Origin of the sequence: Oceanicaulis sp. (assembly GCF_965249665.1) — a bacterium.
In the GTDB taxonomy this organism is placed as follows: domain Bacteria; phylum Pseudomonadota; class Alphaproteobacteria; order Caulobacterales; family Maricaulaceae; genus Oceanicaulis.
Map to the genome: position 1 here is coordinate 1,791,163 of NZ_OZ252247.1, position 13,292 is coordinate 1,804,454.

A 13,292-nucleotide genomic window follows, 5' to 3' on the forward strand; every position below is an offset into this window, starting at 1 on the left:
AGGCGGGGTGCCGTTCAAGGAGAGCGTTCGATGAGTCTGCTAACCGGTCGTTAACGCAGATTAAGATTTCGCTTATGGCCAGCGGGCGTGGGGCGGCATGGAGGACAGGATGGAATTGATGTTTCCGCCGGTCTCGAGCCCGAATTTCGTGCCGCGATCATAAAGCAGGTTGAACTCGGCATAGCGGCCGCGGCGCACCAATTGTTCCTCGCGGTCCTCATCGGACCAGAGCGTGTCCATGCGCGCTTTGACGATCTGGGGGTAAGCGTTCAGGAAGGCCTCGCCCACATCGCGGGTAAAGCCGAAGTCCGCCTCATGGTCGCCCGTGTCGAGATGATCGTAGAAGATGCCGCCGGTGCCCCGCGGCTCCGCGCGATGCTTGAGCCAGAAATACTCGTCACACCAGTCTGTGAAGCGCGAGTAGTAAGACGGGTCATGGGCGTCGCAGGCGGCTTTCGCGGCCTCATGAAACAGCACGCTGTCCTCAAAGCGCTTGTCGCGCTGATAGTCCTGGGTCGGATTGAGATCCATGCCGCCGCCAAACCAGCTCAGCGTGGTGGTGATGAAGCGGGTGTTCATGTGCACGGCGGGCACATGGGGATTGCGCATATGGGCGATCAGAGAGACGCCGGTCGCGTAAAAGCGCGGATCGGTTTCAGCGCCGCGCACACGGGCGGCGAACTCGGGGCTGAACGCGCCATAGACCGTGGAGACATGCACGCCGACCTTCTCGAAAAGCCGGCCATGCATCATGCCCATCACGCCGCCGCCCAGATCTTCATCGCCGTCGCCGCGGGTCCAGGGCGTGCGTTCAAATCGCCCCGCCGCGCCCGGATAGAGGGTTGGATCGGCGGCGTCTTCAAGCGCTTCGAACGCCAGGCAGATCCGGTCACGCAGGTCCTCAAACCAGGCTTTGGCGCGGGCGCGACGCTCAGCCAGAGCATCAGCGCTAGGTTTGGCGGTTGCAGACATGCTCGCTCCTCAAGGCTCTAGGCGAAGTGAAAAGATACATCTCGGCTCGCGCTGGCAAGTCCAAACGGCGCCTGAAGCGCTGGCGCAGGCGAGAGGCGGGCATTAGTCTGCGCCGCCATATCACGCCTTGTCTGAATGTGGATCGCTGACCGCCATGATTGACCCTTTGACTGACCTGCGCGACGCGCGTCGTCGTGAAGACCTGTTGTCTGTCTCTGTCGAGGCGCGCCGCCTGATCGAGGCTGCGCCCCAACTGGGCAGTCAATGGGGAGACGTGGCCAGCCTGGCGCTTGAAGTCGGTGATGAAGTCGGCGCCTTGCAGGCCGCGGAACGTCTGACGCAAGCCTCTCCCAATTATCAGCAATCCTGGCTCTGGCTCGTCTCCGCGCTGTCCGGTCTGGGCCGTCATCAGCAAGCGCTCGACATTCTGGAGAGGTTGATCGCTCAAGCGCCCAATGACCCGGCTTTGCAAAGACGGGCAGGGCGCGCCCTTCTGGCGCTGGGGCGCAAAAACCTGGCGGCGTTGAGTTTTCGGCGTGCGATCAGCCTGGATCGGTTCGATGTCATGGCGTGGGAAGGCCTGTCGGAATGCATCACGTTTGAATCGGGCTCGGCGGAATTGGCCGCACTGGAGGAAATGCGTATCCAGAACACGGCCGACATGTCCTCCACCCAACGCGGCGTGCTGGCCTATACCCTGGCCAAGGCCTATCGCGATGTGGGCGAGGACGCTGTCGCGGCCATGCGTGTGGCCGAAGGCGCATCCTTCTGTCTGGGCGATACAGGGTTTGACACCGACCGGCACGAGCAGTCGGTCAAGGCGCTGATCGCCAGTTATGAGCCCCAATTTGTCGACCAGCATGAAGAGGCGGGCGTCATTGACGCGCGTCCGGTGCTCTTGATCGCACCGCCTTGCGGCGGCGCGGAGTGGCTCAGCCAGGTTCTGGCGGCAGACGATGATACCGCTACGCTGATGCGCTCTAACAGCCTGTTCTGGCTCAACGCCGCATCGTTGGGCGATCAGACCCTGTCAGAGATTTCAGCCGCAATCGAAGCCGGATGGGGCCGCAATGTGCTGGGCGATGTCGCCAAGCGCTATCTGGGGCAGGCCGAGGAAGCCTTGGGGGCGCCTGCGAAACGGATCATTGATCCCAGCTCGCTGTCTGAAATGGCGGCGGGCGCGTTCGGCGTCTGCCTGCCCGCATCAAAAATGGTTCGGATTTTCCGTGATCCGCGTGATCTGGCCTGGTCGATCTACAAGACCCGGTTTCGCAAGGCGCGGCACTGGACCTACCATCCAGATGACATTGCCCGTGTGCTGGCGTGCCATAATCGTCTGTGTGAGCACTGGGAATCGATTTTTCCAGACCGGATACTCACGGTGCGCTACGAAGACATGCTCAGTGATCCGCAAGCCGTGGCGCGCGAAGTGGCGACCTTTATCGGTGTGGATGGCGATGCGGCGGCGGCTGAAGCCTGGCTGCGCAGCGAGGCCCTCAACGCAGATCCCGCGGGCGTTCATGCAGAGGCGGGAGACCGCTTTGAGCCTTTGAGCGCCGCGTTGGAACGGGCGGGGCTGATCTAGGCTGACGCCTCATTAGAGAGTAATCGCGCAAGCTCTTCGCCAGCCATGCGAACCGGATCGCTGGAGTGCTGCGATCTGGCGAGAATGAGCGCCCCTTCGAGCGTTGACAGGCACAGCGTGGCCAGTTGACGCGCGCGCTCCCGCGTCTGGCCTTCAGCGACCAGTTGTTCCGCCAGCCCCTGAATAACGCGATCGAAGGCTGAACGGATCGCCGCGACGAGTTCCGGGGCGCCATTGGCTTGCTCCAGTGCAACCGTGGCGATGGGGCACCCTCTTGTATACGCAGAGCTTTCCAGCCAACCGGCCAGATCCTGGGCGAAAGCGCGAATGGCTTCGGCCGAGGTTCCCTGGCTTTCTTGGCGTGCCGTCAAAGTCTGGTGCAAGACCTGACCGGCTGACTCCATTGCGGCCACGCCCAGCTCGGCCTTTCCACCCGGAAAGTGATGATAGAGCGAGCCCTTGGGCATTTGGGCGCGGTCGAGAATCTCTGACAATCCGGTCGCGGCGAACCCTTTCTCCTGAAACAGCTGAGCGGCGGCGCTGATCAGACGCGTCCGCGACGCCCCGTGCTTGCGAGCAGGGCGGGCGGTCGACGGGTGTTTGGGCGCGGACATGGGCGAGATCTCCTTGAACAAGACCTTGTACGAAGGGGGCGGAGATGTCTATGTGGACCGGTCGGTCTAGTTTTGGAGGTTTTTCATGTCATCCGCACAACGTCCGCCTGAAGCCCCTGTGGCCGATGCCGCACTGCTTCGTGAGGTCATCAAGGTCCAGCCCTTCACCCGTTGGACGGGGCTGGAGGTCATCAAGGCCGAGTCCGGCGAAGTCGAGACGCGTCTGGTGCTTCGCAAAGACGACATGACCCAGCATCATGGCTTCCTGCATGGGGGGCTGGTCGGTTTTCTGGCGGATAACGCCGCCGCGTACGCTGCCGCCACAGTTGTGGGCGACGTGGTCACGTCACAGTTCACTGTGAATTTTCTGTCGCCGGGAATCGGGTCCGCCTTTCGCGCCCGGGCTCAAGTGATCAAAGCCGGCAAAAGGCAGGTTGTTGTCCGTGTGGATATCATTGCTGAGCAAGACGAGGGCGAAAAACTCATTGCTGTCGCTCAGGCCACGATTTTATCGGTCGGCGAGCGGTAAAGACCAAGCCTGTCTCTGAATCCGAACGCTGATGTGAGTTTTTAACTGGGGAAAATCTGCGTTTGCGGCGAAATCACGCGCAGGAAACGGGATAATCAGGTTGAAAAAATCAGGGGCGCGCATTACTCCGCCCCTCTATCTGCGTTGTAGACTTACCGAGGCTGCGTCAGCACGTCGCACGGAAAAGTCGCAGCGTTAGGCTAAGTCTGATATCGCGCGCTAGCGTGCGTGGGGCCTGCCAGGTTCTGCGGGGCGGGCAGTTCGAATTCAAGAGGTCGGCACGTGACGGACGTGAACAGCAATCCTGAGACCGGCGGCGACGAGCCGTCGCGCCGGGACTTTCTCTACATCGCATCGGTCGGAGCAGTGGGCGTCGGTGGCGCTCTGACGCTATGGCCGTTCATCGATCAGATGAACCCGGCGGCGGATACGCTTGCGTTGTCCACCACCGAGGTGAATGTCGGCGCGCTTGAAGAAGGCGCGGAAATCACGGTGATGTTCCGTGAGCGTCCGCACTTCGTGCGCCGCCGCACGGCGTCCGAGATTACGGAAGCTGCGGACGTCGAGGTGTCTCGCCTTCCCGATCAGCTCGCGCGCAACGCCAATCTTGACGACAACGCGCCTGCGACCGACCAGAACCGGTCTGCATTCACCGCCCTGATTGATGATGGCGTGGAAGTAGACGAAACCCTGCGCAATTCGCTGATGATCTCCAGCGCGAACTGCACCCATCTGGGTTGCGTTCCGACTGAAGGTGCAGGCGATTTTGACGCCTGGTTCTGCCCGTGCCATGGCTCGCACTACGACACCGCCGGCCGCATTCGCCGTGGCCCGGCCCCGGAAAATCTGCCTATTCCGCCGATGACCTTCATCTCGGCGACGACATTGCGTCTGGGCTAGGGAGAGCGAAGAATGAGCGGACCGAGCACATACGAACCCAAAACCGGTGTAGAGCGCTGGCTGGATCAGCGCCTGCCGATCGTGCGCCTGGGCTGGGATTCCTTCGTGGATTTCCCGACCCCGCGCAATTTGAACTACTGGTACACCTTCGGCGGGATCCTGACCGTCTGCCTGATGATCCAGATCGTCACCGGCATTGTGCTGGCCATGCACTATGTGCCCCACATCGATTACGCGTTCGCATCGGTTGAACGCATTGACCGCGATGTGAACTTTGGCTGGCTGCTTCGGAACATTCACGCCAATGGCGCGTCCATGTTCTTCCTGGCTGTTTACCTGCACATGCTGCGCGGCCTGTATTACGGCTCCTACAAGGCTCCGCGAGAGTTGTTGTGGATTCTGGGCGTCGTGATCTACCTGCTCATGATGGCTGCGGCCTTCCTGGGCTATGTGCTGCCGTGGGGCCAGATGTCCTATTGGGGCGCGATGGTGATCACCAATCTGTTTGGTGCGCTGCCGCTGGTCGGCACGCCGATTACGGAATGGCTGTGGGGTGGTTTCTCGGTGGGCAACGCCACGCTGAACCGCTTCTTCTCTCTGCACTATCTGATCCCGTTCCTGATTGCCGGGATCGTGGGTCTGCACGTGTGGGCGCTGCACGTTCCGGGCAACAACAACCCGACGGGCTTGAGTGTGAAGACCAAGGCGGACACGCTGCCCTTCCACCCGTACTACACGGTGAAAGACGGCTTCGCGATCATCGTCTTTATGATCATCTTCGCCTTCTTCGTGTTTTACTGGCCGGACGCTCTGGGCCATGCCGACAACTATATCGAGGCGAACCCGCTGGTGACCCCGGCGCATATCGTGCCCGAATGGTATCTGCTGCCCTTCTACGCCATCCTGCGGGCCGTGCCTGACAAGCTGGGCGGTGTGATCTTGATGTTTGGCGCCATTGCGGTGCTGTTCATCCTGCCCTGGCTCGACACCTCCAAGGTGCGGTCCATGCGCTATCGCCCGCTGGGCCGCTGGTTCTTCGCGTTCTTCGTGATCGCGTGCCTGGGGCTGGGCTGGTGCGGCGCTGAGCTGCCGGACAACAAGGTGCCGGTGCTGGGCGCGGTCGGGATGGACTTCCTGTGGCTGGGCCGTCTGTTGACGCTGTATTACTTCGCCTACTTCCTGGTGATCCTGCCGCTTCTGGGATTCATCGAGAAACCGACCCAACGCCCGGCCTCGATCGAGGAATCGGTGCTGGGTTCAGGCAAAAAAGACATGTCGGCGGCGTCCGCCGTTCCGGCTGAATAAGGAGAGCGATAGATGAAAACGATCCAACGCCTCCTCACCGTGGCTGCTGGCGCTTTGGCGCTGGCGACCCCGGCCGCCATGGGCGCGGGCGAGTATTACGAACCCGAAGAGCATACCTGGTCCTGGGAAGGGCCGTTCGGCAGCTATGACCGTGGCGAGCTGCAACGCGGCTTCCTGGTGTATCAGCAAGTGTGTTCGGCCTGTCACGGGATGGAGCAACTGCACCTGCGCAATCTGGGCGAACAGGGCGGTCCGTTCTACTCTGAAGAATACCCCAACCCCAATGACAACCCGATCGTGCGGGCCATTGCGGCGGAGTATTTCATCGAAGACGGCCCTGACGAATATGGCGACATGTTCGAACGCCCCGGTCGTCCGGCGGACCGGTTCCCGAGCCCGTACGCCAATGATGCGCAGGCTGCAGCGTCCAATGGCGGCGCCATTCCGCCGGACTTTTCGGTGATCGTGAAAGCGCGCCACCATGGCCCGGAATACATCCGCTCCTTGATGCTGGGCTATGACTATGAAGTCCCCGACGATATCGATGTCGGCGTCGGCCAGTATTACAACCCTTACATGCCTGGCAAACTCATCGCCATGCCGCCGCAATTGCAGGACGGCCTGGTGGAGTATGCTGACGGCACCGAGGCCACCAAGGAACAGATGGCGCACGACCTCGTCACTTTCCTGACCTGGGCGTCCGAGCCGCACATGGAACAGCGCAAGAAGATGGGCCTGATGGTCATGATCTACCTGCTGGCGCTGGCGGGCTTGCTGTACGCCGCCTATCGTCAGGTCTGGTCAAACGTGAAGCACTAGGCTCTCACGCTCTGACTGAGCAAGATTGCGGGCCGTCCGGACAGCCGGGCGGCCCGTTTCTTATCCAGGCGACCGGTGTTAAAGGACCGAGCATGAGCCGCGATCCAATCCATGTCTCTCCCCCTGACCCCGCCTGGGCGGAAGAAGGTCTGGGCTTTGCCGACGCCGTGTGCGTCGCCCTGGGCTCTCGCGCCTTGCGGGTCGACCATGTGGGCTCGACAGCGGTGCCGGGATTGGCCGCCAAGGATGTGATCGACATTCAGGCGCTGGTGATTGACCTGGATGACGCCGGTCTGGTGCACGCCATGAAGACGGCGGGGTTTGTTCACCACCCTGACAATACTGGCGACGACCCCAATCTCGACACCCCGCCCTCGCTGGGACAGGACGACTGGCGCAAGGTCTATTTCCGAGAGGCCAGGGGCCAGCGCCGCCTGCACATCCACATCCGGCGCAATGGCGCGGCGGGCGCGCGCAACATGTTGCTGATGCGCGACTTCCTGCGCGACAATGAGAGTGCGCGCCGGGATTATGGCGACTTCAAAATGGCGTTAGCGGACAAGACTCGAAGCGACCGGTCCGCATATCAGGCGATCAAGCGCCCTTTCATCTCGACCGTGCTTCGGTCCGCGGAAAGCTGGGCGGAGATCCATCATTGGGCGCCGGGCGTGCCTGATTCATACTGGAGAACCGAAGAATGAGCTGGAAACTCGGGATTATCGGCGGGTCCGGTCTTTATGGTCTGGACGGGCTGGACAATGTGCGTCGGGAGACGGTGGGCACGCCTTGGGGCAATCCCTCCAGCGCGCTGGTTCACGCCACGCTCGAGGGCGTGGAGCTGGTGTTCCTGGCGCGTCATGACGAAGGCCACCGCATTCCGCCAAGCGATCTCAATTACCGCGCCAATATCGACGCCTTGAAGCGCGCCGGCGTGACGGACGTGCTGTCTCTGTCAGCGGTTGGTTCGCTCAAGGAAGAGCTGGCGCCGGGCGCGTTTGTGGTGGTGGACCAGTTCATCGACCGCAGCTTTGCGCGCACCAAGAGCTTCTTCTCTGAAGGCTGCGTCGCCCATGTGGCGATGGCGGATCCGGTCTGTTCGCGCCTGTCCGCCATGGCGGCGGATGCGGCGGAAGCGGCGGGGGTCGAGACCGTGCAGCGCGGCGGAACCTATCTGGTGATGGAAGGCCCGCAATTCTCCACCCGTGCGGAAAGCCAGCTCTATCGTCAATGGGGCTGCAGCGTGATCGGCATGACCAACATGCCTGAAGCCAAGCTGGCCCGCGAAGCCGAGCTGCCCTATGCCAGCGTGTCCATGGTCACCGATTATGATTGCTGGCGCGCTGAGGATGCGGATGTCGACATCTCCGACATTCTCAAGACCATGCACGCCAACACCGCCCACGCCCATGCGCTGGTGCGCAACCTCGTGAAAACGATGGCTGCGACCGAGCGCACGGACAGCCCGCAAGGCATCGAGAAGGCGCTGGAATACGCCATCATCACCGCGCCTGACAAACGCGATCCGGCACTTTTGTCCAAGCTCGACGCCGTTGCGGGCCGGGTGCTCTGATCAGGGCGAGGGCGGGGCGAAGGCTTCGCCCAGCCAGTCCGCCAGCACCACATCGCGGACATCGCGCGTATGGCCGGTGGTGAACAGGGTGAGGCGGCTGTCATAGCCCGCCTCGCTCAGGGTGTTATGAGTGAGTTCAGAGGACAGCAGGAAGCCCGGTTCATACCGCCCGGCGGCGAAACGGAACGAAGCCCGGGGATGGTCTATGGACTCTACGCTGCGAATTGGACCTCGCCCGGGTGAATAGGCCATCACCCAACCAAAGGCGTCGCCGCGTCTGTAGCCGGCGTCCCGTGCGAAGCTGGCTCCGTTTGAAAAGCCCAGCACGGCGCGATCCGCTCGCTGAGTGCTCGCCCCGAAGTGCTCGGACGCCCAGTCGGTCAACTCGTCGGCGAAGAAACGCAAATGCTCCTGCGCGCGGGGTTCGCCCTCATACCAGCCCGCCAGATAGTCCGCCGCCCGCAGATCGGTGGGGAAGTCTGACATGTCCTCCACGACGCCCGACTGACCGGACAGGGCGCCCACAATGATGAGGGGTGCGAGTTCGCCAGCCATTATGGCCGCTTCGACCTGATGGGCGAAATGCGCGGTTTCCGCCCCGTCGGTCATGAACACCACGGGATAAGGCCCGGCCTCCAGATCATGTGCGGGCGGCAGATAGACATGGACCCGCCGGGTTTCGCCATGCGCCTCGCTGAAGACCTCATGCTGCTCAATCCGACCCATGAGCTCAGACTGGCGCGGAGCCTGGTCGGGCGCGTTTGGCCCCCGCCAGAAGACCGGCTCGGCGCTTACGGTCGGCGATTCAGAATTCAAGACCACCGTCATGAGCGCGGTGTCCATGTGGGCCAGTCTCAGCCGGGCCGCATAACGCCCTTCTCCGATCGCGGTGAGCGGCATTCTGAACGTGCCCAATACGCCCAGATTGGCGTCGTCATCGTGCCGGGCCAACAGGGTCAGAGTTGAGCGTTCTAGATCCGGCAACAGGGCGAGGCTCTGTCCGTTCAGACCCGCATCTACATCTGAAACGCGGATCATATCGGTGGGAAGCTGGCAGGCCTCGAGCGCGATTGCGCGTTGGCGCGCTTCAAGGCTCTCTGGAGCCGGGGCATGAGCTTCGACATCCTCACACAGCGGATACCGGTTCCACTCATAAGGCGGGGTTTGTTCGGCCTGGGCCAGGCTGAGCGTCATCATCAAGGCGTGAGTGACGGCGAGTATCATTAAGGCTTCCTCATGGTTGTGCTTTTGTTGGACGCGTCATGGCGTCAGCCTGTTTGTACGGGGGCTGACCGCCAGCGCCTCATGAGGATTTTTCACAATGATGCGAGCGTTTTGCTCCGAATATGATCAAGGGCCGGGGAAGACTTCGCCTAGCCAGTCGATCAGGACGGCGTTGCGGATATCGTCTGTGTGACCGGCCGAGAAGTCAGAGAATTCGCTGTCATAGCCGCGCTCGTTCAAGAGTGCGTGGCTGTTTCGGGCGGAGACATGAAAGCGCGGCTCATAGCGTCCGACGCCGAACCGGAAGCGAGCTTGCTGCTCCGTCTCAAAGTCGAGCGTATCAAGCGCCACACGACCCGGTGAGAACGGGAAGGCCCAGCCAAACTGGTCCGGATGACGATAGCCGGCGTGGAGCGCGAACACACCGCCATTGGAATGTCCCATGACCAGCCGACGCGCCGGGTCTTCACTGATCGCGTAATGATGGGCCGCCCAGGGCGCGACGGTCTCGATCACGAAACGCATATGCTGCTCGAATCGGGGTTCGGCCTCATACCAGCCGGGCAGATAATCAGCGCTTCGCCAGTCCACTGTCGGATCAATTTCGTCGACAATGCCCCAATGGCCAGAGACCAGACCGATGACGACCAGAGGCTCCAGCTCGCCAGATTGAATTCCTGTTTCAATCAGATGGGCGAAGTAAGCCGTCTCTCCGCCATCCGCCATGAAGATTGCCGGGTAGGGGCCTGCAGCCGGATCAAAGCCCGGCGGGGTGTAGATTTCCAGCCGACGGGTCTCGCTCAGAGCCTCGCTATAGAGCTCAGCCTGATCAATTCGACCCTCCAGTGTCTCCACCCGCATCCGAAGGGGCGGGGCGTCCGGCCCTCGCCAGGTCACGATCTGGAAACGCCCGTTTTCTGCAAGGTTCGGCGGCAGGTAGAAGGTGAGCATGGCGCTGTTCATGTGCAACAGACGAAACCGGCCAGCAGCGATCGTGTCGCTGATTGGCGTCAGCTCAACGCTCAACCCGGACAGCCGCAAACGGGCGTTCATATCATGGGGGCGGGCATAGAGGGTCAGAACACCGCTTTCCGACTCCGCCTCAAACGCGAAGCGGGACTCGCCAAGCACGCGCGCTGCGTCGTGAGCGGTAATGCCGTCCATAGGCAGGGCGCACGCCTGAAGGCCCGCATCGATCTTCTCTCTGGTCAGGTCTCGTGAAGGCTGGGCCGTCTCAAGCAGGGAGCAGGCCGGGTAGTCATGCCAACGCTCAGAGAGGGCTGCGCCTTGGGTGGCGACGAGCAGACCCAAAACCAAAGTCATGATCGTCAACATGATTGTCGTCTCCTCACCCCCATGATCTATTTGAGCAGGGAATGCAGATCGCCTCAATGGCGCGCCATTCGCCCTGTTGCCCGTGTGAGGTTACATGCTCAGAGCGCTTTGCCTGTCCGCCTGTTTTCTGTTCGCCTCAGCTTCTGCGTCTGCTCAGCCGCCTGCGCCGGCGATGACGGCGTTTGAGACGGGTCAATGGGGCGTCGCGGAGAGCGCAGCCGCCAGCCAGGTCTCTGATGTGGCGGCCCTGATCCTTGCGTCTGAAGCCGCGCTGATGCCCATTACGCTCGATCAGGCGGACGGCCTGTCGCGCCGGGAGCGGCGTCAGGCGGCGCTGCGCGCGCAAGACTATGCAGAGGCGGCATTGGCGCTGGAGCCTGATAACGCCCAGGCGCATCTGCGCCTTGCTGCCGGGCTTGGCTATCAGAGCCGCTATGTGAACACGGTGCGCGCCGTGATGATGGGCCTGCCCCAGCGCGGGCGCGACCATATGGTGGAAGCCTTGGCGCTTGATCCCTCAGAGCCCTGGGCGCCGGCGATGCTGGGCGCCTGGCATCTCGAGGTTGTGCGCCGGGCAGGTGAAGGCATGTTCGACGCCAATGAGGCGGAGGGCCTTGCCCTGATGCGTCAGTCGGTTGAGATGGACGGCGCGCCCGCCGCCATCCCTTATCGCTTTGCGGTCGCGCTGGTGGCTTCCGATCCGGTCGTCCACAGCGCGGAGGCGACGCGCATGCTGAACCGGGCGCTCGACACCGCTGAAGCCGATGCGGTGGGGCAGGCGGTTGCAGCGCTTTCAACACATCTTCTGGACCAGCTGAACACGGACCCTGATGCGGCTCAGGCCGAAGCGGTGCGTCTACTCGAAGAGTGATTTCAGCGCTTTAGCATAACTCCAACGCCTTCGTATCAAAAAAATAGGCCACAAGGTCTAAAATATTTGACATTATGTCTGCGTGTCTTTACATCTTGCCTTGTCAAAAAAATTCGACATTAGATCAAAGGAGTTTGACATGTCGTTTCAAGAAAAAAGCAATCTGGTCATGACGGTCATCTTGGTGCTGGTCTTTGGCGGCTATTTCGGTGATCTGGGCGTCGCTCTGATCCGGGGCGAAGCGGAGCCGTCCCAGCTGGGCATGCCCTTTATCGGGCTGACAGCGGCGATCATCTTCTACGCGATCATCGCCCATATCGCCGTCGCGGTCTGGTCGCCAGACGATACTGATGAAGCGGATGAACGCGACAGGTTCATCGAGATGCGCGCCGACGCGCGCTCCGGTTATGTGCTGGGCGCTGGCGCCATCCTGGCGCTGAACCTCGCCTGGCTGGGGTTTGAGGTGTACTGGGTCGCGCACATGGTTTTGGCGGGCTTGGCGGCTTCTGAAATCTACAAGGGGGTCCAGCGTGCGATTGATTACCGGGTGGGGGTGTAAGCCTTGGCCAAATCCACCCAGATCAAGAACCGCATTCGCGAGCTTCGCTTTCACGCGGGCGAAATGACCCAGGCCGAGCTCGCCAAGCGGGTCGGCGTCACACGGCAGACGATCCTGGCCATTGAACAGGGCAAGTATTCGCCCTCGCTCGAAGTGGCGTTTCAGATCGCCGCCGTGTTTGAAATCCCTCTGACCGAGGTGTTCGAATACGCGCCGAAGCGCTCCACTTGAGATATCTTTGACGTTCAGCCCCTCGCGTCTTCTGGTGCGGGGGCGCTGGCCTATTGGCTGGCCCAGACAATGCGGGCCATCCACACAATATCGCGCGTGGCCAGATTGCGGTTGTCATAAACAGGGTTGAGCGAGATCAGCTCGACGCTGTCGGCGGTCACGCGGCCCAGCTCCTTGGCCATCACTTCACCCTCGCGGGTTTTCACCACGACCCGGTCGCCGCGGCGCGGCGGCGCTTCAGGGCTAACGACGATACGATCGCCATGGCGATAGACGGGAGCCATGGACTCCCCTGAGATCTCGAGCGCATAGGCGCCATCGCCCTCCTCGCCGGGAAACAGGATGTCTTCCCAACCCGAGCCTGACGGGAAACCGGCATCGTCGAAATAGCCATGATCGCCGGCCTGGGCGAAACCGATCAGCGGCACGGAGCGGCCCTGGCTGCGGCCCATGGCGAGGGCGGCGAACTCGTCAAACCCGACATGGGTGGCGTCCAGCGCCTTGGCGAGGCTCTCAGTGGAGGGCCAGCGCGGTTTTGCGCCGTCCGCACTTTTGCGTTTGGAAGGGTTGAAAGTGGTCGGATCCAGCCCGGCGCGGCGCGCCAGCCCGGACGGCGTCAGGCCGACGCGGTTGGCCAGCCGGTCTATCCCGTTCCAGATCTGGGCGTGGGTCAGCATGAGCATACCGTATAACGCGACTCTCGCCGCTCTTATAGCAGGAAAAAAATCCTTGAGAAATGCCAGGGGCGATTACAGGCGCAGTCAGAGGGGTCTCACGC

The 13,292-nt window shown here is 61.9% G+C and carries 15 protein-coding genes; 10 read left to right on the forward strand and 5 right to left on the reverse strand.

What is annotated here, in order from left to right:
• Positions 1-72: 72 nt before the first annotated feature.
• Positions 73-972, reverse strand: coding sequence for an oxygen-dependent coproporphyrinogen oxidase (gene hemF, locus ACP154_RS08615; protein WP_421859879.1), 900 nt, complete (start codon positions 970-972; stop codon positions 73-75).
• Between the two features lie 154 nt (positions 973-1,126).
• Here hemF and ACP154_RS08620 point away from each other — a divergent pair, with 154 nt between their 5' ends.
• The gene (locus ACP154_RS08620) at positions 1,127-2,557 is read left to right on the forward strand and encodes a sulfotransferase (protein ID WP_421859877.1); all 1,431 of its coding nucleotides are present in this window, start codon (positions 1,127-1,129) and stop codon (positions 2,555-2,557) included.
• Here ACP154_RS08620 and ACP154_RS08625 read toward each other — a convergent pair.
• Entirely contained in the window at positions 2,554-3,171 is a 618-nt protein-coding gene (locus ACP154_RS08625) for a TetR/AcrR family transcriptional regulator (RefSeq protein WP_421859875.1), read from the reverse strand. The two genes, ACP154_RS08620 and ACP154_RS08625, sit on opposite strands and share 4 nt — an antisense overlap.
• 85 nt (positions 3,172-3,256) lie before the next feature.
• Here ACP154_RS08625 and ACP154_RS08630 point away from each other — a divergent pair, with 85 nt between their 5' ends.
• The 6 genes from ACP154_RS08630 to ACP154_RS08655 all read left to right on the forward strand — a co-directional run bounded on the left by ACP154_RS08630 (position 3,257) and on the right by ACP154_RS08655 (position 8,294).
• A complete protein-coding gene (locus ACP154_RS08630; RefSeq protein ID WP_421859873.1) occupies positions 3,257-3,700 on the forward strand; it encodes a PaaI family thioesterase in 444 nt (147 codons plus the stop codon).
• A 282-nt stretch (positions 3,701-3,982) separates the two neighbouring features.
• The gene (gene petA, locus ACP154_RS08635) at positions 3,983-4,600 is read left to right on the forward strand and encodes a ubiquinol-cytochrome c reductase iron-sulfur subunit (RefSeq protein ID WP_107712597.1); all 618 of its coding nucleotides are present in this window, start codon (positions 3,983-3,985) and stop codon (positions 4,598-4,600) included.
• 12 nt (positions 4,601-4,612) lie between these two features.
• The gene (locus tag ACP154_RS08640) at positions 4,613-5,905 is read left to right on the forward strand and encodes a cytochrome b/b6 (RefSeq protein WP_107712598.1); all 1,293 of its coding nucleotides are present in this window, start codon (positions 4,613-4,615) and stop codon (positions 5,903-5,905) included.
• Between the two features lie 12 nt (positions 5,906-5,917).
• Complete coding sequence (locus ACP154_RS08645) at positions 5,918-6,724, forward strand: cytochrome c1 (protein WP_107712599.1); 807 nt, start codon at positions 5,918-5,920, stop codon at positions 6,722-6,724.
• Positions 6,725-6,816: 92 nt separating this feature from the next.
• Positions 6,817-7,425, forward strand: coding sequence for a GrpB family protein (locus ACP154_RS08650; protein ID WP_421859871.1), 609 nt, complete (start codon positions 6,817-6,819; stop codon positions 7,423-7,425).
• Positions 7,422-8,294 (forward strand): S-methyl-5'-thioadenosine phosphorylase, encoded by an 873-nt coding sequence (locus ACP154_RS08655; protein WP_107712601.1) that lies wholly within the window; start codon positions 7,422-7,424, stop codon positions 8,292-8,294. Before ACP154_RS08650 ends, ACP154_RS08655 begins: the two co-directional genes overlap by 4 nt.
• Here the strand turns inward: ACP154_RS08655 and ACP154_RS08660 are convergent, their stop codons facing one another.
• Complete coding sequence (locus tag ACP154_RS08660; RefSeq protein ID WP_421859869.1) at positions 8,295-9,518, reverse strand: alpha/beta hydrolase; 1,224 nt, start codon at positions 9,516-9,518, stop codon at positions 8,295-8,297.
• Between the two features lie 126 nt (positions 9,519-9,644).
• Positions 9,645-10,853, reverse strand: a complete 1,209-nt coding sequence (locus ACP154_RS08665) for an alpha/beta hydrolase (protein WP_421859867.1) — start codon at positions 10,851-10,853, stop codon at positions 9,645-9,647.
• A gap of 94 nt (positions 10,854-10,947) precedes the next feature.
• Between ACP154_RS08665 and ACP154_RS08670 the strand changes: the two genes are divergently transcribed.
• The 3 genes from ACP154_RS08670 (at position 10,948) to ACP154_RS08680 (ending at position 12,514) form a co-directional block, all read left to right on the forward strand.
• The gene (locus ACP154_RS08670; RefSeq protein ID WP_421859866.1) at positions 10,948-11,724 is read left to right on the forward strand and encodes a hypothetical protein; all 777 of its coding nucleotides are present in this window, start codon (positions 10,948-10,950) and stop codon (positions 11,722-11,724) included.
• Between the two features lie 139 nt (positions 11,725-11,863).
• Positions 11,864-12,283 (forward strand): hypothetical protein, encoded by a 420-nt coding sequence (locus ACP154_RS08675; RefSeq protein WP_421859864.1) that lies wholly within the window; start codon positions 11,864-11,866, stop codon positions 12,281-12,283.
• A gap of 3 nt (positions 12,284-12,286) precedes the next feature.
• Positions 12,287-12,514, forward strand: coding sequence for a helix-turn-helix transcriptional regulator (locus tag ACP154_RS08680; protein ID WP_107712606.1), 228 nt, complete (start codon positions 12,287-12,289; stop codon positions 12,512-12,514).
• A gap of 50 nt (positions 12,515-12,564) precedes the next feature.
• Here ACP154_RS08680 and ACP154_RS08685 read toward each other — a convergent pair whose 3' ends face one another.
• Positions 12,565-13,191: a S24 family peptidase gene (locus tag ACP154_RS08685; protein ID WP_421859863.1), complete on the reverse strand. Its 627-nt coding sequence runs from the start codon at positions 13,189-13,191 to the stop codon at positions 12,565-12,567.
• Positions 13,192-13,292 lie beyond the last annotated feature (101 nt).